At 66.5% G+C, this 21,862-nt stretch carries 17 protein-coding genes and 1 pseudogene; 7 read left to right on the top strand and 11 right to left on the bottom strand.

Features of this window, described 5'->3' with window-relative positions:
- On the bottom strand, positions 1-1,970 hold a 1,970-nt coding region (locus tag ACO1P8_RS14750; RefSeq protein ID WP_486296631.1), incomplete at its 3' end, for a Clp protease N-terminal domain-containing protein.
- A gap of 118 nt (positions 1,971-2,088) precedes the next feature.
- On the opposite strand from ACO1P8_RS14750, the gene ACO1P8_RS14745 reads away from it, so the two are divergent.
- Entirely contained in the window at positions 2,089-2,499 is a 411-nt protein-coding gene (locus ACO1P8_RS14745) for a gamma-glutamylcyclotransferase family protein (protein WP_486296630.1), read from the top strand.
- Between the two features lie 76 nt (positions 2,500-2,575).
- On the opposite strand, the gene aceB is transcribed toward ACO1P8_RS14745, so the two are convergent.
- Positions 2,576-4,159, bottom strand: a complete 1,584-nt coding sequence (aceB, locus tag ACO1P8_RS14740) for a malate synthase A (protein WP_486296629.1) — start codon at positions 4,157-4,159, stop codon at positions 2,576-2,578.
- 125 nt (positions 4,160-4,284) lie between these two features.
- Between aceB and ACO1P8_RS14735 the strand changes: the two genes are divergently transcribed.
- From ACO1P8_RS14735 to folE, 3 genes are all read left to right on the top strand, one after another.
- The gene (locus ACO1P8_RS14735) at positions 4,285-5,202 is read left to right on the top strand and encodes a LysR family transcriptional regulator (protein WP_486296628.1); all 918 of its coding nucleotides are present in this window, start codon (positions 4,285-4,287) and stop codon (positions 5,200-5,202) included.
- A gap of 87 nt (positions 5,203-5,289) precedes the next feature.
- Positions 5,290-6,378 carry a hypothetical protein gene (locus tag ACO1P8_RS14730; protein WP_486296627.1) on the top strand — a complete coding sequence of 363 codons (1,089 nt, stop codon included), beginning with the start codon at positions 5,290-5,292 and terminating at the stop codon, positions 6,376-6,378.
- A gap of 107 nt (positions 6,379-6,485) precedes the next feature.
- Positions 6,486-7,031 carry a GTP cyclohydrolase I FolE gene (gene folE, locus ACO1P8_RS14725; protein WP_094841219.1) on the top strand — a complete coding sequence of 182 codons (546 nt, stop codon included), beginning with the start codon at positions 6,486-6,488 and terminating at the stop codon, positions 7,029-7,031.
- Positions 7,032-7,061: 30 nt separating this feature from the next.
- On the opposite strand, the gene bglX is transcribed toward folE, so the two are convergent.
- The 3 genes from bglX to ACO1P8_RS14710 form a co-directional block, all read right to left on the bottom strand.
- A complete protein-coding gene (gene bglX, locus ACO1P8_RS14720; protein WP_486296626.1) occupies positions 7,062-9,380 on the bottom strand; it encodes a beta-glucosidase BglX in 2,319 nt (772 codons plus the stop codon).
- Between the two features lie 139 nt (positions 9,381-9,519).
- A complete protein-coding gene (locus ACO1P8_RS14715; protein ID WP_486296636.1) occupies positions 9,520-9,939 on the bottom strand; it encodes a DUF1810 domain-containing protein in 420 nt (139 codons plus the stop codon).
- On the bottom strand, positions 9,936-10,520 hold the full coding sequence (locus ACO1P8_RS14710) for an NUDIX domain-containing protein (RefSeq protein ID WP_486296625.1): 585 nt from the start codon (positions 10,518-10,520) through the stop codon (positions 9,936-9,938). The genes ACO1P8_RS14715 and ACO1P8_RS14710 overlap by 4 nt, the downstream gene beginning before the upstream one ends.
- A 106-nt stretch (positions 10,521-10,626) precedes the next feature.
- On the opposite strand from ACO1P8_RS14710, the pseudogene ACO1P8_RS14705 reads away from it, so the two are divergent.
- A pseudogene (locus ACO1P8_RS14705) lies at positions 10,627-10,761 on the top strand (tripartite tricarboxylate transporter substrate binding protein); the annotation flags it as partial.
- Between the two features lie 22 nt (positions 10,762-10,783).
- On the opposite strand, the gene ACO1P8_RS14700 reads toward ACO1P8_RS14705, so the two are convergent.
- On the bottom strand, positions 10,784-12,490 hold the full coding sequence (locus tag ACO1P8_RS14700) for a glycine betaine ABC transporter substrate-binding protein (protein WP_486296624.1): 1,707 nt from the start codon (positions 12,488-12,490) through the stop codon (positions 10,784-10,786).
- A 105-nt stretch (positions 12,491-12,595) separates the two neighbouring features.
- Between ACO1P8_RS14700 and ACO1P8_RS14695 the strand changes: the two genes are divergently transcribed.
- Positions 12,596-13,234 (top strand): LON peptidase substrate-binding domain-containing protein, encoded by a 639-nt coding sequence (locus ACO1P8_RS14695; protein ID WP_486296623.1) that lies wholly within the window; start codon positions 12,596-12,598, stop codon positions 13,232-13,234.
- Positions 13,235-13,264: 30 nt separating this feature from the next.
- Here the strand turns inward: ACO1P8_RS14695 and tehA are convergent, their stop codons facing one another.
- The 3 genes from tehA to ACO1P8_RS14680 are packed head-to-tail and all read right to left on the bottom strand — an operon-like array spanning position 13,265 to position 19,085.
- Positions 13,265-14,272, bottom strand: coding sequence for a dicarboxylate transporter/tellurite-resistance protein TehA (gene tehA, locus ACO1P8_RS14690; RefSeq protein ID WP_486296622.1), 1,008 nt, complete (start codon positions 14,270-14,272; stop codon positions 13,265-13,267).
- Positions 14,273-14,308: 36 nt separating this feature from the next.
- Positions 14,309-17,068 carry an MGH1-like glycoside hydrolase domain-containing protein gene (locus ACO1P8_RS14685; RefSeq protein WP_486296621.1) on the bottom strand — a complete coding sequence of 920 codons (2,760 nt, stop codon included), beginning with the start codon at positions 17,066-17,068 and terminating at the stop codon, positions 14,309-14,311.
- Positions 17,069-17,099: 31 nt separating this feature from the next.
- Complete coding sequence (locus tag ACO1P8_RS14680; protein WP_486296620.1) at positions 17,100-19,085, bottom strand: amylo-alpha-1,6-glucosidase; 1,986 nt, start codon at positions 19,083-19,085, stop codon at positions 17,100-17,102.
- Between the two features lie 217 nt (positions 19,086-19,302).
- Between ACO1P8_RS14680 and ACO1P8_RS14675 the strand changes: the two genes are divergently transcribed.
- A complete protein-coding gene (locus tag ACO1P8_RS14675; protein ID WP_486296619.1) occupies positions 19,303-19,551 on the top strand; it encodes a hypothetical protein in 249 nt (82 codons plus the stop codon).
- 85 nt (positions 19,552-19,636) lie between these two features.
- Here the strand turns inward: ACO1P8_RS14675 and otsA are convergent, their stop codons facing one another.
- On the bottom strand, positions 19,637-21,040 hold the full coding sequence (gene otsA, locus ACO1P8_RS14670) for an alpha,alpha-trehalose-phosphate synthase (UDP-forming) (RefSeq protein ID WP_486296618.1): 1,404 nt from the start codon (positions 21,038-21,040) through the stop codon (positions 19,637-19,639).
- A gap of 32 nt (positions 21,041-21,072) precedes the next feature.
- Entirely contained in the window at positions 21,073-21,810 is a 738-nt protein-coding gene (gene otsB, locus ACO1P8_RS14665; RefSeq protein WP_486296617.1) for a trehalose-phosphatase, read from the bottom strand.
- Positions 21,811-21,862 lie beyond the last annotated feature (52 nt).

Below are 21,862 nucleotides of genomic sequence, written 5' to 3'. Positions count from 1 at the left end.
TACCCCGGAGGCGCGCCGATCAGGCGGGCCACCGAGTGCTTTTCCATGAACTCGCTCATGTCGATGCGGATCATGTGATCCTCGGAATCGAAGAGGAAGTCCGCGAGCGCGCGCGTCAGTTCGGTCTTGCCCACGCCGGTCGGCCCGAGGAACAGGAAAGAACCGTAGGGCCGCGAGGGATCGGACAAGCCGGCCCGCGAACGGCGGATGGCATCGGACACCAGGCGCACGGCCTCATCCTGGCCCACCACGCGGCGGTGCAGGAACTCTTCCATGTCCAGCAGCTTCTCGCGCTCGCCCTGCATCATCTTCGATACGGGGATGCCTGTGGCACGCGACACGACCTCGGCGATTTCCTCGGCGCCGACCTGGGTGCGCAGCAGACGCGGACGGTTGCCCGATTCGGCCTCCTGTGCGCCGCTTTCCGCGGATTTCAGGCGGGCCTCCAGTTCCGGCAGCTTGCCGTACTGCAGCTCGGCCAGCTTGTCGAACTGGCCCTTGCGCTGCAGCTCGGCCATCTCGGCACGTACTTGCTCGATTTCTTCCTTGATGGCCTGGCTGCCTTGCACGGCGGCTTTTTCGGCCTTCCAGATTTCCTCGTAGTCGTTGTACTCGCGCTGGAGTTTTTCCAGCTCGTCTTCGATGACGCCCAGCCGGCGCTTGGAAGCTTCGTCGGCTTCCTTCTTGACGGCCTCGCGTTCGATCTTCAGCTGGATGATCCGGCGGTCCAGCCGGTCCATCACCTCGGGCTTGGAATCGATTTCCATGCGGATGCGGGCCGCCGCCTCGTCGATGAGGTCGATGGCCTTGTCCGGCAGGAAGCGGTCCGTTATGTAGCGGTGCGAGAGCTCGGCCGCGGCAACGATCGCGGGATCGGTGATCTCCACGCCGTGGTGCAGCTCATAGCGCTCCTGCAAGCCGCGCAGGATGGCGATCGTGGATTCCACGTCGGGCTCGCCGACCAGCACTTTCTGGAAGCGGCGCCCCAGCGCGGCGTCCTTTTCGATGTACTTGCGGTATTCGTCCAGCGTGGTCGCGCCGATGCAGTGGAGCTCTCCGCGCGCCAGCGCGGGCTTGAGCATGTTGCCGGCGTCGATGGCGCCTTCGGCCTTGCCCGCCCCCACCATGGTGTGCAGCTCGTCGATAAAGACGATGTTGCTGCCGTCGTCCTGCGCCAGCTCCTTCAGCACGGCCTTCAGGCGCTCTTCGAATTCGCCGCGGAACTTGGCGCCCGCCAGCAGCGCCGCCATGTCCAGCGACAGGACGCGCTTGCCGCGCAGGCTTTCCGGCACTTCGTCATTGACGATGCGCTGCGCCAAGCCTTCGACGATGGCGGTCTTGCCGACGCCGGGTTCGCCGATCAGCACGGGGTTGTTCTTGGTGCGGCGTTGCAGGATCTGGATGGTGCGGCGGATTTCGTCATCGCGGCCGATCACCGGATCCAGCTTGCCCTGGCGGGCGCGGTCGGTCAGGTCCAGCGTGTACTTGGCCAGCGCCTGGCGGTTGGATTCGCCTTCGGCGCCCTGCACCGCCTCGCCGCCACGCACGGCGTCCACGGCGGCTTCCAGGGCCTTCTTCTGCAGGCCGGCCTCGCGCAGGATGCGGCCTGCCTCGCCCTTGTCGTCGGCCAGGGCAAGCAGGAAGAGCTCGCTGGCGATATAGGTGTCACCGCGCCGCGCCGCTTCCTTGTCGGTGCGCGTCAGCACGTTCTGCAGATCCCGTCCGACCTGCACATTGCCTTCGCCCTGCACCTGGGGCAGGCCTTTCAGCGCACTGTCGATGGCCGAGGGCAGGCGGTTGACCGCCACGCCGGCGCGCGCCAGCAGGCTGGATGCTCCGCTGTCGGGATCGCCGATCAGGGCGGAAAGGACGTGCAGGGGCTCGATGTAAGGGTGGTCGTTGCGAGCGGCCAGGCTTTGCGCATCGGCCAAGGCCTGCTGGAACTTGGTGGTGAGCTTGTCGAATCGCATAATGTGGTCGGTTTGTTGGGTTGGAGACCGGCCGGGAGCCGTCTCGATGATCCACAAATGCGGGCTCCCTGGCGGGATTTCAATGCCCGGTCTCCACAATAAGCGATACACCCTCCCGATGGATACCTACGTTTTCGTCTACGGCACCCTGCGGCGCGGAGAAATCAACGACCTGACGGCCGCCGCCGCGCGCGCCGGCCTGCCCGCGCCGGAATACGCCGGCCTGGCCAGCCTGCGCGGCCGGCTGTACGACTTCGGCGACTGGCCCGGGCTGCTGCCCGATCCGGACGCGGCACCGGTGACGGGCGACGTCTACCGCATCGACCCGGCCCTGCTGCCCCTGATGGACGCCATCGAGGAATACGACCCGGCCGGCGAGTCCTGTTTCGTCCGCCGCCGGCTGCGGCTGGAGGTCGCCGGCCGCCTGCTGGATTGCTACTACTACCCGATCGACCCGGCCCATATCGGCGATGCGATCCGCACGGACGCGACGGACTGGATCGTCCACCGCAAGACCAGGATGCGCTAGAGGGGCCGCGACGAAAAAATGCCCGCCACCGGCAGCCGGTGGCGGGCATGTGGCCGGGCGCTCCGGCGCGGTCCCGTCAGACTTCTTCGTACAGCGGCAGAGTCAGGAATTCGGCGAATTCGTCCTGCGTGCTCATCTGCTCGAAGATGCGCGCCGCGCGGTCATAGGCCTGGCTGGGGCCGGCCACCTCGTGCACCTTGGCCAGCTCCTGGGGAATGAGCTTGCGCACCAGCTCGGCGGTGACCTTGGTGCCGTCATCCAGCACGCCCTTGGGCGACCGGATCCACTGCCATACCTGCGAACGCGAGATTTCCGCCGTGGCGGCATCCTCCATCAGGTTGTGGATGGGCACGCAGCCGTTGCCGTCCAGCCAGGAGCCCAGGTAATGGATGCCCACGTTGATGTTCATGCGCAGGCCGGTTTCGGTGATCGGCGCCTCGGGCTGGAAGTCCAGCAGATCGGCCGCCTTCACGTCCACGTCCGGCCGCTGCTTGGCGATCTGGTTCGGCGCGTCGCCCAACACCTTGACGAATTCCTCCATCGCGACCGACACGAGGCCGGGATGCGCCACCCAACCGCCGTCGTAGCCGTCCGTCGCGTCGCGCGTCTTGTCCGCGCGAATGCCGGCCATGGCCTGCTCGTTCTTGACCGGGTCGCTCTTGATCGGGATCAAGGCGCTCATGCCGCCGATGGCCGGCGCGTTGCGGCGATGGCAGGTCTTCAGCAACAGCAGCGCGTAAGCGCGCATGAACGGCGCGGTCATCGTGACCTTGGCACGGTCGGCCAGGCAGAAATCGCGTTCCACCTTGAATTTCTTGATGCAGCTGAAGATATAGTCCCAGCGGCCGGCATTCAGTCCGGCGCTATGCTCGCGCAGCTCGTACAGGATTTCGTCCATTTCGAAGGCGGCCAGGATGGTTTCCACCAGGACCGTCGCCTTGATCGTGCCCTGCGGAATACCCAGGGCCTTCTGGGTATGGACGAAGATGTCGTTCCACAAACGCGCTTCCAGATGGCTTTCCATCTTCGGCAGATAGAAGTAGGGGCCGCTGCCGCGTGCCAGCAGTTCCTTGGCGTTATGGAAGAAATACAGGGCGAAGTCGAAAATGCCGCCGGATACCCGCTTGCCGTCGACCGTGACGTGCTTCTCGTCCAGGTGCCAGCCGCGCGGGCGCACCAGCAGGACCGCCGTCTTGTCGTTCAACTGGTAGGTTTTGCCGCCTTGCTCCAGGCGTATCGTGCGCCGCACGGCGTCCATCAGGTTGATCTGGCCGGATATCTGGTTATGCCAGTTCGGCGTATTGGAATCCTCGAAGTCCGTCATGTAGCTGTCGGCGCCGGAATTCAAGGCATTGATCACCATCTTGCGCTCGACCGGGCCGGTGATTTCGACACGGCGGCATTTCAGGTCTTCGGGAATGGGGGCGATGGTCCAGTCGCCCTCGCGGATATGGCGGGTTTCCGCCAGGAAATCGGGCTTCTCGCCGGCATCCAGGCGCTTGACGCGGGCCGCACGGGCGGCCAGCAGTTCCTGCCTGCGGGTCTCGAAGGTACGGTGCAGGTCGGCGACCAGGGCCAGCGCGTCATGCGTCAACACGGTTTCGAAGCCGGGTTCGATGGGGGCGCCGATGGCGACGCCCGTGGGCAGGTTCAAGCTCATTTGCAGTCTCCGCGAAAGAATCTGATGTTTCCCAGTGTACGAAGCACATATTGAATAAAAAAGCATATAAAAGTAGATTCATCTTTTATATTTATGCACAAGTGGCCGGTTTGCCCCGGTATGCCATGGACCGCTTCAAGCAATTGCAGACCTTCGTCGCCGTCGCCGCCCTGGGCAGCCTGTCGGCCGCCGCCCGCGCCGAAGGCGTGGCTCCAGCCATGATCGGCCGCCGCATCGACGCGCTGGAGGCCCGCCTGGGGGTGAAGCTGCTGGTGCGGTCCACCCGCCGCATCTCGCTGACCGCGGAAGGCGGCACCCTGCTGGAGGACGCCCAGCGCATCCTGCGCGACCTGAACGATTCCGAAAGCCTGGTCGCCCAGGGCAGCGCGCGCCCCACAGGGCTGCTGCGCATCACCGCGCCGGCGGGATTCGGCCGACGCCACGTCGCTCCCCTGCTGCCCGGATACGCCGAACACTATCCCGACGTCAGCGTCACGCTGGACCTGAGCGATCGCCTGGCCGACCTCGTCGAGGAGCGCTACGACTGCGCTGTGCGCATCGGCGACCTCGACGACTCGGACATGGTGGCCATCCGGCTGGCCGACAACCGGCGCGTCGTCGTCGCGGCCCCCTCCTACCTGGCCCGACATGGCACGCCGCGCACGCCCGCGGACCTGGCCAGCCACCACTGCCTGTCCTTCGGCAGCCAGGGCAACCAGTCGCGCGGCTGGCTGTTCCGCGTGAACGGACAGGTGACGCCTTATCGCGTCGCCGGCCGGCTGGAATGCAGCGATGGCAGCGTGCTCCATCAATGGACGCTCGCGGGCTGCGGCCTGGCCTGGCGCTCGATGTGGGAGGTGCAGCAGGATCTGGCCAGCGGCCGGCTCAGGACCGTCCTGGACGATTACTGCGCGCCCCCCAACGGCATCTATGCCATGCTGCCGGAACGCAAGCACCTGCCCGCGCGGGTGCGCGCTTTCGTCGACCTGTTGCGCCAGGCCTACGCCGATCCGGGCTATTGGGGCGCGCCCGCGTCCGGCTGACGTGCATTCAGCGGCTTGCCACGCGGGCGGCCCTACAATGCCGCGCATGCCATCCCGCGGCCCTGGCCGCTTCCGCCCGGATCTTTCATGCGCTTGGTTTTTTGCCTTTTGCTGGCGCTGTGCGCCGCCGTCTCGGCGAGGGCCCAGGACGACACCGGACCGCCGCGCGTCGGCACGCCTCCCTGGCAGACGCTGGAGCTCGGCCCGCGGACACATCGCTATCCGTTTCCCGTCTACGCCAGCCGCGCGCTGACGGCCGAAAACCTGGCCCATATCGAACACGTCGTCGTCATCCTGCACGGAGTCAAGCGCGACGCCGGCCACTATTACGAGACCGCGGCCGGCCTGCTGTGGATGAATCCGCCCGCCCTGGAGAACACGCTGGTGATCGCGCCGAAGTTCGCGGACACCATAGACCGCGGCTTCGAGCGCATGCCGGCATGGCACCGCGAACGCTGGATCGCCGACGGCGAGAGCGTCAAGGCGGCAACCCGGCCGGCGCCCGTCTCGTCCTTCGATGTCCTGGACGACCTGCTGGAATGGCTGGCGAATCGCCGGACGCTGCCCGCGCTGGCCGACATCGTGCTGGCGGGGCACTCCGCCGGCGCGCAGATGGTGCAGCGCTACGCCGTCCTGAACGACATCGATGAAACCGTCCGCAAGCGCGGCATCGACCTGCGCTACGTCATTGCCAATCCCTCTTCCTACCTGTACTTCACGACCGATCGGCCGCGCGGCGATGGCGGCTTCGGGCCTTATAACCGCGGGTTGTGTCCGGACTTCAACGATTTCCGCTACGGCCTGGATCACCTGCCGCACGGCGTCCGCGTGCAGGATCGCCTGCGGCTGGCATCGCGTTATGCCAGCCGCGCGGTCAGCTATCTGCTGGGCGGCGCCGATACCAATCCCGAACACCGCTGGCTGGACAAGCGCTGCGGCGCCGAGGCCCAGGGCGCAACCCGTCTGTCGCGCGGACGCGCCTACCTGCGCTACGAAGCCTGGCTGCCCGCGTTGAAGGACAACATCCACCAGGCCTGGGAGGTCGTCGGCGTCGGACACGACCAGCGCGGCATTTTCGGGTCCGAATGCGGCGCGCGCGCGCTGCTGGGCCCCGACGCCAAAACCACGCCCGGCGCCGCGGCCTGCGTGGCTCCCGCCGGCATCAAGGGGCCCTGATCCGGCCGCCCGACGATACCCGGACGATATCCCGGGCCCGACTGCGGCTGGTATCGTATCGGTTCGACCCATCCGCCCACGCAAGCACGCTCACGCACGCCACCATCATGTCGCTCGAAGAACACTACACCGCCATCCTGCAACAACTGGGCGAGGATCCCACCCGAGAAGGCCTGCGCGACACGCCGGCGCGGGCCGCCAGGGCCATGCAGTATTTGTGCCGCGGCTACGCCCAGAACCTGGATGAGATCGTGAACGGCGCGCTCTTCACCTCGGACACCAAGGAAATCGTCCTGGTCAAGAACATCGAGCTGTATTCGCTGTGCGAGCACCACATGCTGCCTTTCATCGGCAAGGCGCACGTGGCCTACCTGCCCGACGGCAAGGTGCTGGGGCTGTCCAAGGTCGCCCGCATCGTCGATATGTTCGCCCGCCGCCTGCAGATCCAGGAGAACCTCAGCCGCCAGATCGCCGAAGCCGTCCAGCAGGTCACCGGCGCGGCGGGCGTGGCCGTGGTCATCGAGGCCCAGCACATGTGCATGATGATGCGCGGGGTGGAAAAGCAGAACTCGTCCATGGTGACGTCCGTCATGCTGGGCGAATTCCATGGCAACGCCGCCACGCGGGCGGAATTCATGAATCTGATCCGCTGACGCCGCGCGACGGCGCGGCGCCGGGCGTATCTATTTCAGCGTAAAGCTGGCCTGCTTCACGTCCTGCGAATCCAGGCCCACGTAGACGTTGAACAGCCCGGGCTCCGCGCCGTAGTGCAGCTGCGCGTTGTAGAAAGCCAGGTCGTCCTCGTCCAGGATGAAGGTCACCTTGCGCGACTCGCCGGCCTTCAGCATGACCTTCTGGAAATGCTTCAGCTCCTTGACCGGCCTGCTGATGGAGGCCACCGGGTCCTGTATGTACAGCTGCACCACCGTCGCGCCGTCGCGGCTGCCCGTATTGGTAACGGTCACGCTGGCCTGCACCGTGCCGCCGCGCGGCATGGACGGGTCGGACAGGGCCACGTCGGAAAGCTGGAAAGTGGTATAGCTGAGCCCGTAGCCGAAGGGGTACAAGGGCCCGTTGGTCGCGTCGAAATAGCGAGAGGTGTACTTGTCCGGATGCAAGGGATCGAAGGGCCGTCCCGTGTTCAGGTGGTTGTAGTAGATCGGGATCTGCCCCACCGATCTCGGAAACGTCATGGGCAGCTTGCCCGAGGGGTTGTAGTCGCCGAACAGCACGTCGGCGATGGCGTTGCCCCCCTCGGTACCGGCGAACCAGGTTTCCAGGATGGCGTCGGCGTTGTCGTTTTCCCACGTCAGGGCCAGCGGGCGGCCGTTCATCAGAACGATCACCAGCGGCTTGCCCGTCGCCTTCAATGCCTTGAGCAGCCTGACCTGGCTGTCGGGAATCACGATGTCGCTGCGGCTGGACGCCTCGTGCGCCATGCCCTGGGACTCGCCCACCACCGCCAGCACCACGTCGGCCTGGCGTGCCGCGGCGACGGCCTCATCGATGAGCTGGGCGGGCGGCCGCGGGTCCACGTCCACATCCTGCTCGTACAGGTTCAGGTACTTGACGATCTCGGGGTCGTCGACGACATTGGCGCCCTTGGCATACAGCAGCCTGGCCCGCTCGCCGACGGCATTGGCCAGGCCCTGGTACACGGACACGGTCTGCTCGGTCCGGCCGGCCGCCGACCAGTTGCCCATCATGTCGCGCTGGCTCTTGGCCAGCGGGCCGACCACGGCGATCGTGCCCTGCTTGCGCAGCGGCAGCACTCCGCCCTGGTTCTTCAACAGCACCAGGCTTTCGCGTGCCACCTCGCGCGCCGCGCCCCGATGCAGGCGGCTTTCCGCGTTGACGTCGGGCGGGTCGTCCTGCGGCGGGCCGAGATGCCGATACGGGTCGCGGAACAGGCCCAGGTCGTATTTGACGCGCAGCACGTCGCGCGTCGCGCGGTCCAGGTCGGCCATGCCGATCCGGCCGCTGTCCAGCAGCGGCTTCAGGTTTTCGCCGTACATCGTGTCGCTCATGCTCATGTCGGCGCCGGCGGTAATGGCCAACCGGGCGGCATCGCGGCCGTCGGCGGCCACGCCGTGCTTGATCATCTCCATGATCGCGCCATGATCGCTGATGGTGATGCCCTTGAAGCCCCATTGTTTGCGCAGCACGTCCTGCAGCAGCCATTTGTCGCCGGTGGCCGGCACGCCGTTCAGCGAATTCAGGGCGATCATCACCCCGGCGGCGCCGGCATCCAGCGCCGCCTTGTACGGCGGCAGGTAGTCCTGGAACAGCCGCTGCGGGCTCATGTCCACGGTGTTGTAGTCGCGCCCGCCCTCTACCGCGCCATACGCGGCGAAATGCTTGACCACCGCCATGATGCTGCCCGGTGCGGCGGGATCGTCGCCCTGGTACGCCTTGACCAGTTCGGCGCCTATCTGCGACGTCAGGTAGGTGTCCTCGCCAAAGCCTTCGGAATTGCGTCCCCAGCGCGGATCGCGCGAAATGTCGACCATCGGCGACCAGGTCAGGTCCAGCCCGTCGGCGCTGGCTTCGAGGGCCGACACGCGGCCTGTTTGCCGTATCGCGTCCAGGTTCCAGGTCGAAGCCAGGCCCAGGCCGATGGGAAAAATGGTACGTTGCCCATGGATGACGTCATAGGCAAAGAACAACGGGACCTTCAGCCGGCTTTGCAGCGCGGCCTGCTGCAGCACGCGGATGTCCTTGGGCGTGACGGTATTGAACACCGCCCCCACCTTGCCCTCGCGAATATCGGCCATGAACCCGGCCTTGTCCGGATTCGCGCCAGCGGGCAGGCTGACCAGGCGCAACTGCCCGATTTTCTCGTCCACCGTCATCCGCCGCATCAGATCGTCGATATACGCTTCGCGCGCCGCATGCTCGCGCATCATGGAAGGCGGGTTGCCTGGAGTATGGCTCGTTTGAGCAGATGCCGGAGCGGCGGCCAGCGCGATCAGCAAGGAAAGCGTCAAACGTAGCTTGTTCATGCGTATGCGTCTCTGTGGTCTCGATGTGGAATTCCCTGGCGCCTTGCGCGCAACGCCGGCCCCGTGCGGGACGGCGGGGGACCAAGTTTGCCACATCGCGGTCGAAAGACCGCGAAAGACGGCGGCGGGCCTGCCGCCGCTACAGGTGCGACAGCGTCAGCGGGTCGGCCTGCCCATCGAAAAAACGGTCCAGGCAGGCGCGGAAAATCGGCTCTTCCGGGGCTGCCCAGGTAAACAGCGTCAGGCACGAGCGGAATTTCACCGCATCGATGGGCCCGAAGATATCCGCCGCCGACGCCGCTGGAGCGCGCGCGGCCAGCGCGCAAACCTGCTTCAGGCGTGGCCCGAGGACAGGATGACTGACATACGCCCTGGCCTCGTCCAGGCACGAAATGGCATAGCGGCGCGCCATCTCGCTACGACCCAGACCCTGCATTTGCGGAAACACGAACCACATCCAATGGCTGCGCTTGCGTCCGCCCTCCAGTTCGGCGCAGACTGTTTCGAAGACGGGATCCTGCGCCGCCACGAAGCGCCGCAGATCGTAGGGATCGCTCAGTCCGCCGGTTTCCATGTCAGCTCCCACGCACCGTTGCGCACGTTCTGCAGCCACAACGCGCACGTCAGGGTCTTGGAATCCGTGATGTCGCCATTGCGGCAGGCGGCAAAGAGTTCCTCGACCGTCATCGGGTGGACATCGACGAATTCGTCGACGTCCGTCTGCGCCGGGCCCGGCTGCAGGCCGCGCGCGAAGAAGATGTGGATGATTTCGGTTGAATAAGCGATGGCCACATGCATGGCGCCCGCCGCGGCCCAGACGCCGCCGCGATAGCCGGTTTCCTCCAGCAATTCGCGCTGGCCGCAGGACAGCGGGTCTTCACCGGGATCGAGCTTGCCCGCGGGGAACTCGATCATCACGCGGCCGATCGGATAGCGGTACTGGCGCACCATCAATACGCGCCCATCGTCCAGCATCGGCACCACCACCACCGCGCCGGGGTGCACGATGTATTCGCGGGTGGTGCTATGCCCGTTGGGCAACTGCACGGTATCGCGGCGCGCGCGCAGGAAACCGCCTTCGAATAGCGTTTCCTGTTTCAGGGGCTTTTCGATGAGGTGGGCGTCGTCGTTCATGTTCATGTCATTCATATCCGGAGGCGGTCCACGGCAAGAAAAGATATCCCACTTTAGCAGTTGCAACGGCATGTCCCGCCGCCCATACCGGCTTTCCACGATGGGCCGGATCCCCGGCTTCGAAGCGGGTTCATGGTTCGGCATGTTCGCGCCCAAGGGAACACCGCCGGCGGCCATCGAGACATCGAACCGGGCCGTGAATGCCGCGCTGCCGAGCCTGAAGGAAAAAATGACGGCGGACGGTGCCAGCAGCCGATGCAGCCCCCTGGCTAGCGCGCGAAGTCCCCGTTCCTGCCGCGATGCCGTCGCAGCCGCCAATCCGCCACTTCGAACAGCAATTCGCTGGCCAGCGCCATGGCGGCGGGGGGCAAGGCGCCCGCCAACAGCAATTGGCCATCGTTAAGCGCCAAACCGGTAACGATGCGCTCGCCGAAGCCGCCCGCGCCGATGAAGGCGGCGATGGTCGCGGTGCCGATGGAAATCGACGTGGCGGTGCGTACGCCGGCCACGATGGTCGGGCGCGCCAGCGGCAATTCGATCAACAGGATGCGCTGGCGCGCCGTCATGCCCAGCGCGGTGGCCGCCATGCGCATACCCGATGAAACCTCGTCCAGGCCGGCGACCGTATTGCGCATGACGGGCAGCAGGGCATACAGCGTCAACGCGACCAGGGCCGGGACCGCGCCGATGCGGCCGGTCACGGTAATCAGGATCGCCAGCATGGCCAGTGAAGGGATGGTCTGCAAGAGACCCGTCATCCCGAGCACCACGGCACGCAGCCGGCGGCGGCCGTGCACGAAGACGCCAGCCGGCACGGCCACCAGCACCGCGATCGCCACCGCGACCGATACCAGCAGCAAGTGCTGCCAGGCCAGCCGGCCCAGGTCCGGCCCCGCCAGCTTGCGCCAGAATCCATAGCGCTGCCCGGCGTCCGGGGCCGCGCCCGGGACCGCACCGGCGGAGGCCAGGCGATCGCGCGCGATCACGTCGAAGGGCACGCCGTCCAGTTCCGCGCGCGCGTTCATTGCGATCATGGCGTGCTCGTCGATCGTGCCGGCGAGTTCGCGCATCGCCGCCCAGGCGGCGGGAAAGCGGCGCGGGACATCCAGCCGGTACAGCACCACGGCGTCGTAGCGCGGAAAGTACTTCAGGTCGTCGTCCAGGACGCGCAACCCCAGCGCGTCGATCTTCGCATCGGTGGTGTAGATATCGATGACATCGGTCTGCTTCTTCTGGATGGCGTCGTATGCCAATCCGTGGTCCAGGCCGGTCGGCTTCTGCGTCAGCCCGTAACGCTGCGCCAGGCCCCGCCAGCCGTCGGCACGGCCGATGAATTCGCTGGACAGGCCCAGGCGCAGCTCGGGGTGGCGCGCCAGGTCGCTCAGCGTGCGTATGCCCAGCCTGTCGGCATCGGCGGCCCGCATCGCCAGGGCATATCCATCGTTGAATCCGAACGGGATATCGACGCCCAGCCCGAGGGCCGCGAGCCTGGGCCGCATCTCGTCCAGCGACAAAGGCTGCGCGCTTTTGAGGATTTCCAGCGAGATGGTGCCCGCGTACTCCGGGTAAAGATCGATGCCGCCGCTCTGCAAGGCCTGGTACACGATGGCGGTATTGCCCAGGCCCTGCGACACCGCCGGCATCTGGCCGGTGCGCCGAGCGACCTGCTGCGCCAGCAGTTGCGCAAGGATGTATGACTCGGTGAAGCGCTTGGAACCGATGCGCAGTGCCTGCGCGGAAGGCCCGGACGCCTGCGCCGGCGCGGAGGACGTTCCCGCCTGGGCGGGGACGTTGGCGGACTGCGCCGCCGCGGTGCCGCCTTGCGCCAGCATCCAAAGCGCCATCAGCAGGACCACCCAGGCCCGCTTCAGCAAGCCATTGGCGTCGACGCGGCCGCCGCCAATGGGCGCCCCCGTAGGGGCATGGGGCCCCGGGGCACGATCGGCATCCGGGGTCGTCGGAAACCGGCGTGGCATGCATGCCATCGATAGCAATGGAGTCGGAGTCATCCGTATGGTCGGCGTGCGAGAGTCGGTCATCGACGGTTAACGGGCAGCCGCCAATTGTGCCATCATGCCCGCATGGCGACGATTCCCCTATTTCCCCTGGGCAACGCCCTGTTTCCCGACGGGGCCATGCATTTGCGGATATTCGAGGTCCGCTACCTGGATATGATCGGCAAGTGCATCGCCGACGGATCTCCCTTCGGCGTCGTTCCCCTGCTGCAGGGCCGGGAGGTCCGCACCCCGGAGGGAAAGGAAGTCCTGGCCAGCGCCGGCACCCTGGCCCGCGTCGTGGAATCCGCCGCGCCCATGCCGGGCCTGCTGCAGGTCGTCTGCATGGGCACCAGCCGCTTCCGGCTGCTGTCCGCCCACGAAGGCCGCTTCGGCCTCTGGACGGGTGAAATCGAAATGCTGGAGGACGACGCGCCGCGCGAAATCCCGTCGGAACTGCAACCGTCCGCCAATGCATTGGGGGCCCTGATCGCCGATCTGCAACGCCGGGGCACGCCGGCGGCCCTGATGCCCATCACGCCCCCTTTTCGCCTGGACGAATGCGGCTGGGTCGCGAACCGCTGGAGCGAACTCCTGCCCTTGTCGGCCACCGTCAAGCAGGAGCTGCTGCTGACCGGCGATCCGGAATTGCGCCTGGCGCATATACACGCCATGCTGGAAGACCGGGGCCTGTTGTCCGCGCCCGGGGACGATGCGGACAGCTAGGCAGGATGGCGGGGACCGAGGCGGGTCGTCCTATCGCGGCGGCGAAGACACCGCCGCCGCCACGGCAGGCGGAATGGCAGGAAGTAATTTCCCTGAGAACAACTGCGCGAGCGTTCCCGCGGCGATGCCGCCTACCACGATGTTCGCGAGCACGAATAACGTCGGTGCGAGCACCCCGAACAGGCCGCCGGGATCCTGGATCGACAGCCGGATGACGGCGCCGCAAAGCGCGGTCGCGCCGAAGGTGAAGGCCCAGTAAGAGGCGCCGAAAGACTGCTCGGCGATCCATCGGATCATCCGGATCAGGATCAGGGCCTGGATAAGCGCGTAACCGATCATCATGTGCGCAAACAGGTCCGTATGGCCTTCGCCGACCGATAGATAGCACACCGCGCCCACCGCCGGCGGCGCCAGCTGGATCCCCAGGGTCGGGCGCAATGCGGGGGTCAGGGGTGGCGCCGTGTAAAGGCGATGCAGCAACACCGACTCGACGGCCAGCCATGTAAAGAACCCCGCGCCGAAAGCAAGCTCGCCGAATTCGCGCCACCCCAGCGACGCCGCAACAGTACCCGTAACGAAGCCACCCGCCACCAGGGGCAGGTAGAGAACCGGGGTCGTCGAGGCCGCATCGCGGCCGCCACGCCACAACAACCCGGTGCGCCACAGGGCGAATACGGCCGTAAAACCGGCGCCGAGCATGAACAGCACAAAGGCTGCCGGCCGCGAATACGGCAGCGCGCCCTGCGCGACGAGCATGGTCGCAACCCCGGCCAGTCCGATGAAGCAGCATTGGATGGCGTGCGCGGCCTCTTCCCGGGCCACCGCGGGCGCGACTATCCATTTGACGAGATAGAGCAGGCCGATGACCAGCCCTACGACGGCCGCCGCGGCGTACAGCGCTTCCCCGACCCAGCCGGGCAGGGACCAGGCGGCATGCGCCGCCCGCCAATTGCCCCCCAGGCCGGCCAGCCCCAATACGATCCCGAAGAAGGACGGCGGCACAAGCGGAAATCGCCGAGGCGTGGTGTCATTGCTCATTGTGTGAATCTCCTGGAGTCGCGCCCGCGGCGCCTTCTACTTCACCGCCTGCTCCCGCGCGCGGGCGACCGCGGCGGCGGCTTCCGCCTCGGCGTCTTCGTCCTCCGGTTCCACTACCGGCACGATGCCGCTGTCGGCAGCCGCGCGCGGCTGCAACAGCAATGCGACCAGCGCGGTCCAGCCGGTCTGGTGCGACGCACCCAGGCCCCGTCCGGTGTCGCCGTGGAAGAATTCATGGAACAGCACCAGGTCGCGCGAGGCCGGGTCCGCCTGCAGCAGCGGATACCCCATCATGGACGGCCGTTCGCCGTCGGCGTTCTTCAGGAACAGGCGGGTAACACGCTGGGCCAGCCGGTCGGCGATCTCGCGCAGCGAATACCGGCGCCCCGAACCGGTAGGATATTCCACGCGGAAATCGTCGCCGTAGTAGCGCTGGAATTCGTACAGCGATTCGATCAGCAGGTAGTTGACGGGCAGCCAGATCGGCCCGCGCCAATTCGAGTTGCCGCCGAATATCCGCGAATCCGATTCACCGGGAAGATAGCGGATGCAGAAGCTCTCGCCGTTGTGATGGAATTCGTAAGGCGCGTCGCGGTGATACCGCGACAGGGCGCGGATCCCGTAGTCGGACAGGAATTCGCCTTCATCCAGCGCGCGCCGCAACAGCGCCTTCACGCGGTGTCCGCGCAACAGCGAGAGCAGCGCGGAATTGCCTTTGCCCGGCTCGGTCCAGCGCGAAACCAGCTTGGCCAGATCGGGCCGATGGCGCAGGAACCAGCGCAGCCGTTCCTTGAATCCCGGCACGCGTCCATGGACGCCCTCTTCCAGCACCTGCACCGCGAACAGCGGTATCAGCCCGACGATCGAACGTACCCGCATCGGCATGCTGTCCTGGCCGGGCAAGTGCAGCGCATCGTAGAAAAACTCGTCCTCTTCGTCCCACAGGCCGGTTTCGCATTCGTCGCCGCTGTTCACGGCTTCGGCGATATACAGGAAGTGCTCGAAGAACTTGACGCCGATATCGACATAGCTTTTGTTGACGGTGGCCAATTCCAAAGCGATGCGCATCATGTCCAGCGCATAGGCCGCCATCCACGCGGTGCCGTCGGCCTGGTCGATGTGGCCACCGGTCGGCAGCGGCGCGGAGCGGTCGAAAATGCCGATATTGTCCAGGCCCAGGAAACCACCCTGGAAGATATTGTGCCCATCGGCATCGCGGCGGTTCACCCACCAGCCGAAGTTCAGCAGCAGCTTGTGGAACACCAGCTCCAGGAAGGCGTGGTCCGGCTCGCCGCTCCATGTGCGGTCGATTTCATATACGCGCCAGGTTGCCCAAGCGTGCACCGGCGGATTGCCGTCGCCGAAAGCCCACTCGTAGGCGGGGAGTTGCCCGTTGGGATGCTGGTATCGGTCCTTCACCAGCAGCAGGAGCTGCGTCTTGGCGAAGACCGGGTCGACCAGCGCCAGCCCCGTCGCCTGAAAGGCCAGGTCCCAGGAGGCATACCAGGGATACTCCCATTTGTCCGGCATGGAGACCACCTCGCCATTGCACAGGTGTCGCCAATCGGCGTTGCGGCCGCGGCGCCGGCGCGCGGGCGGGGGTGGCTGCGCCGGGTCGCCGTCCAGCCAGCGGGTGACGTCGAACTCGTAGTACTGCTTGGACCACAACAGCCCGGCCAGCGCCTGGCGCTGCACCAGGCGTGCGTCCGCATCTTCTATGCCCTGCTGCAGGCAGTCGTAGAACTCGTCGGCCTCGGCGCGCCGTTGCGCGATCAACGCATCGGCATCCAGCGGCGATTCGTCGCGCCGCGCCTGCGGCTGCAGGCGCAGGACCATCGAGGTCCGTCCGCCGGGGGGCAACCGCGCAATACGATGCGCGGCGACCTTGGTGCCCGAGTCGCGCCGCACCGCATCCCCCATGCCGTGCACGACGTAATCATTGATGCCGTCCTTGAAGGGACCCGGCCCTTCGCTGCCGAACAGGCGGCGGACATTGGTTTCGTTCTCGCAGAACAGCCATTGCACCGGACCCGGCGCGGAGACCGTCGCGATCATGGGCTCGTGGGCCGGATGGCGTGCCAGGACCGCGGACCCGGCGCCATCGGCGACGCGCTGCAGCGAAGGCTTGGGCGACACGCCGTCCCACGACCACGTGTTGCGCGCCCACAATTGGGGCATCACGTGCAACGTGGCATATTCCGCGCTGCGGTTCTCGATGGTGACGCGCATGACCATGTCGTCGGGCGTGCGCTTCGCGTATTCCACCGTCACATCGAAATAGCGCTGGTCGTCCAGCACACCGGTATCCAGAAGTTCGTATTCGGGCTGGTCCACACCGCGGCGCGCATTTTCCGCCACCAGGTCGGCATAGGGAAAGGCCGCCATGGGATACCGATACATCATGCGCATGTAGGAATGGGTGGGGGTGGAGTCCTGGTAGAAATACAGTTCCTTGACATCTTCTCCATGGTTGCCTTCGGCGTTGGTCAGGCCGAACAGGCGCTCCTTGATGATGGGATCGCGGCCGTTCCATAAGGCCACGCACAGGCACCAGCGCAGGCGGTCGTCTCCGTAGCCGGCGATGCCGTCCTCGCCCCAGCGGTAGGCCCTGCTGCGCGCGTGATCGTGGGGAAAATAATCCCAGGCCGTGCCGAACTCGCTATAGTCCTCGCGCACCGTACCCCATTGCCGCTCGCTCAGGTACGGCCCCCAGCGCCGCCAGGGAATGGACTCGGCCTCGGCCAAACGCCGGCCTTCTGCGGTCTGAAATATAGGGGCGGCGCGCGGCGGCGACATGGCACATCCTTGGAACAGGTGAATATTGACTTTACTCCGTCGGCGCGCCCCCCGGCACGGCGTCCCGCAGCATGGCTTCCATGCGCAGCAATTCGCCCAGCGACCATGCCTGGAATGGCGCGCCCGCGCAGCGGTGCGGCGCATCGCCGTCGACGATTTCCGACACATGATCCAGCCCGCCTTCGTCCAGATGGCGATACAGCGGCGCCAGCCGACGGGCGCGCATATCGTCCACGGCGGCCCGATCCAGCATCCCGGTCCGCGCGCGCACGCGCAGCCATGCCTGCAGGAAGGGCCCCATCAGCCAGGGCCAGGCGGTGCCCTGGTGGTAGGCGGCATCCCGCTGCATGGGCCCGCCCTGATAGCGGCCGATATAGCGCGGATCGCCGGGCGAGAGCGTGCGCAGGCCCAATGGCGTCAGCAGTTCGCGCTCGACCTGCGCCACCACGGCACTCGCCAGAGATCCGTCGACGACCGCGTGCGGCAGGCCGCCCACGGCGAATATCTGGTTCGGGCGGATGCTGCCATCCACGGCGCCGGCTTCGTGTTCCGCATCGACGACGTCGTACAGGCCGCTGCCGTCGGGCTTGGGAAAGCGCTGCAGGAACGCGGCAGAGGCGCGCCGCTCCAGATCCCGGCTCGCGGCGTCCCAGGCACCGGCGATGCGCAGCGCGTTGATCCATAGCGCCTGCACTTCCACCGGCTTGCCGATGCGCGGCGTGACCACCCAGTCGCCCACCTTGGCGTCCATCCAGGTCAATTGCATCCCCGCGCATCCCGCGCGCAGCAAGCCGTCCCCATCGGCGGCGATGCCATGCCGGGTACCCGCGGCGTAGCCGGCGACGATGGCATCGATAGCGCCGCGCAGGCGCGTCCGCGCGGCGTCGCCGGCATGCCCGGTGGCCAGGTAGTCATGCGCGGCGACGATGAACCACAGCGCAGCATCGACCGAGTTGTAGGCCGGTTCGCCGCCGTCGTCGGGGAAGCGGTTCGGCAGCATGCCCTGGGAGATGTAGCCGGTCCATTCCAGCAGGATCGCGCAGGCCTCGTCCAGCCGGCCCGTCGCCAGCAGCAGCCCGCGCATGGCGATGAAGGTATCGCGGCCCCAATCGGTAAACCAGGGATAGCCGGCCACCAGCGTCAGGCCCCGCGCGCGCGACACGAGATAGGCGTCGGCGGCTCGCCGCAGCCGGTCCGGAAAGGCGGCGCGCCGCGCGGCCTCTCGCGCGGCCAGACGTCCGGCGAGTGCCCCGGCATCGGCATCATCGGCATCGGCCCCCGCATCGGCGGTAGCGGCACCGGCCGCGGCGTCGCCGCCCCCCTGCCCGGCCGCCAGGATCATGACGGCAGGGCCGTCGTCCAGGTCGAAGGAAAACACGCCCGGCGTGGCCAGGTCCTCGGTATCGTCCAAGCCGCGCTCGCGCTCCCGGACGTAAACGAAGTTCCGATACCAGTCGGGTTCGTGGGCGTAGCGGCCGTTCGTATGCGCCACGACGGCCGGCACATCGCCATAGGGTTGCCAGCGCACGCATCCGCCTGCCACCACCGCGGAAAAATCGAAAGCGGGATTTTCATGATGCAGGGCGTGGTAATCGCGCCCCGACAGCAGGGGCCGGACCTTCAGGGTCAAGGGACCGCCAGCGCCCTCCCTGTCCCACCGCAGCACCGTACGCGAGCTTGCCTTGTCGACGAAACACGACATCCGCACCAGGCGGCCGTCCCGCAGCCTCAGCCGCCACGTGGGCCAGGGGTGCAGATCGAACGACACCAGTACCGCGGCCGCGGCTGCGTCGGGGACGACAAGGTCGGGTGCATAACGCTGCCGCGTCAAGGCTTCGCGACCGTCGATGCCCTCGACCCAGGCCTCGATGCCATTGACCAGGACTTTCCGGCCGGCCGGGGGAACGGTGGCGCACAACAGCAAAGCGTGATAGCGGCGGGTACGCAAGCCGCTGGCGGTCCCGCTGGCATAGCCCCCGCGCCCATCCGCCTCCAGCCATTCCGCGTTGTCGTCCATGACGGGGGTCCTCAGTGCCGCAACCGTTGCGGCAAGACCACATTGCAATGCACCATTCCGGAGGATTTCCCGGGGCATGCGCACCACTGAAAGGCATGCTGACGCTTATTTTTCCCGTGGCGCGGCGCATGCCCAAATGTTTGTTGCGACGCATCAAAATAGGTGTTTATCATGATTGCACCGAGCCTAGTTTTCTACCTTCGACAGGAGTCGCACCATGGGTACGCGCCGTTTTTCCACCTCTGCCTTCACGCTTTCCGACACCGCTTCCCTGAAGCGCGGTGCACGCGCGACCGCCCACTTCGCCCAGCGCCGCCTGGCGATGCCGGCCGCCGCCTTCGTCGTGGATTCCATGGAGGGCCTATTCAATTTCATCGACGAATTCGCGGATTCCGTGAACGAAGTCCGCAAGTCCATGGCTCGCGCCCGCTCGGAACGCTACACGGTTTCCGCGCATCGGCGTTGAAACATACGATGGGAAAACCCCGCTCCGCGCCAGGCCGGGCGCGGACGCCTGCCATCCACCCAGTGGGATGGGCGGCGCCGCAACGCTAGGCCACCACTTCCGGTGCCACCGTTTCGCTTTGCAGGTCGTCCAGGAAACGGTCGCGCCAACGCGACAGGTTGTTCTCGGTCAACCTCGCCAGCATATCGCGATGGCGCGCCTTACGCTCGGGCAGGGGCATGGTCAGGGCACGGTCCAGCGTTTCGGCCATGCCATCGGGATCATAGGGATTGACCAGCAGCGCGCCGTCGCCCAGTTCCTCCGCGGCGCCGGCGAACTCGGACAGCACCAGCACGCCCGGGTCGTCCGACGATTGCGCGGCGACGTATTCCTTGGCCACCAGGTTCATGCCGTCGCGCAGCGGCGTCACATAGCCGACCTGGGACGCACGGAACAGCGACATCAGCATCGCGCGGTCGTAGGACTTGTTGATGTAGCGCAGCGGCGTCCACGCCAGGTCCGACCAGCGTCCATTGATGCGGCCGGCGGCGCTCTCCAGCTGGCGCCGGATCTGGCGGTATTGTTCGACGTCCGACCGCGAAGGCGGCGCGATCTGCACGAACGTGACCTGGCCGCGGTGGGCCGGCTTCATTTCCAGCAGGCGCTCGAAGGCCGTAAACCGCTCGACCAGACCCTTGCTGTAATCGAGCCGGTCCACACTGACCATCAGCCTGCGCTGCTGCAGACCCTGCTTGAGATTCGTGATCTGGCGCGAGCGGTTGTGCTTGAGCGATAGCTCCTGGATTTCGTCGGGATAGATGCCGATCGGATACACCCCGGCACCGATGCGGTGGCCGCCGATATCGATGTAGCGATCCCCGCGCCGGGTACCGCCCAGGCGCCGGGACACATAGTCGACGAAGGCCCGGCGATCGGCGTCGGTCTGGAAGCCCACGAGATCGTAGGCGCACATGGCCTCCATCAGCTCCCGATGCGGCGGGACTGTGGCCATGACGGGCTCGACCGGAAACGGAATGTGCAGAAAAAACCCGATGCGGTTCTGGATGCCGGCCTGGCGGCAGGCTCGCGCGAAGGGCAGCAGGTGATAGTCGTGCACCCAAAGGATATCGTCGGGTTCGATCAGCGGCTTCAGGCGTTCCACCAGCCAGTGATTGACGCGGCAGTAGCCCGCATACTCGCGGCGATCATAGCGGCTCAGGTCGGGCCGATAGTGAAAGACCGGCCACAGCATGCCGTTGGAAAACCCACGATAGTACAGGTCGTAATCGGCGCGCGAAAAGGCGACGGTGGCGTAGGTGATGTTGTCGCGCGTCTCCTTGTGCACCATGTCCGGCGGCGTCGACGCGTCGGCGATATCGCCGTTCCACCCGAACCAGATACCGCCGGTCTGCTTCAGTGCGTCGAACACGCCGACCGCCAGCCCACCGGCTGTGGGCTTGCCTTCCGCGATGGGCGCGACCCGGTTCGACACGACTATCAATCTGCTCATGGCCGACCTCCATCTTCTGTGTTTGCGCGCACTTACAGCAGCGCGAGCCAGCCCGCCAAGGCGGCGGGCGTGGGGAAGCGCCAGTCGGCGACGCTATCCCCTTCCCCTATCTTGATGGTAACCCCCCCGATGGCCTTGACGGCCTGGAACCCCGCTTCGTCCGTCAGGTCATCGCCGGCGAACACGGGAACGCGCCCGGCAAAGGGAGCCATCCCCATCAAACGGCTGATGGCCGCGGCCTTGCTGGCGTGCCGTGGCTTGATCTCGACCACCATCTTGCCCGGCTGCAGGACAAAGCGATCGGCATGCGGCTGCATCGCCATATCGGCCGCGATGCGGACTTCCTGCTCCAGATCGGGGGCGTTGCGATAGTGGAATGCCAGCGACAGACCCTTGTGCTCCAGCTGCGTGCCGGGCCATCGATCCGCCAGGTGCGCGAGACTTTCGGCCATGCGCGCCACCGCCGCGGTATCGACCGGCATTTCGTGCAAGGTACCGTCGGGCTCGCGCCACTGCGCGCCATGCAGGCCCGCGGCGGGCAACACCAGCGGGTGGACCAATGCGTCTATCTGCGCGAGCGGCCGCCCCGATACAATCGCCACAGCGCCGCCGGTCACCTTTCCCAACCGCTCCAGTACGTCGAGGGTCTCGGCTGGAACGTGCGCCTGCTGCGGCGTCGCGGCGATGGGCGCCAGCGTGCCGTCAAGGTCGAACAGCAAGGCGTGTCGACCGACATTGTCTTTCGAGACCGGTATGGAAATGCTTTGCACGTTGATTTCGCTCTTCCCCGCGCGAAGCGGGATATGACCGTTACGTTATAGC

Source organism: Bordetella sp. (genome assembly GCF_057362025.1).
Note: the sequence above shows the minus strand (reverse complement) of the source record. Positions and strands in the feature narration are given on the sequence as shown.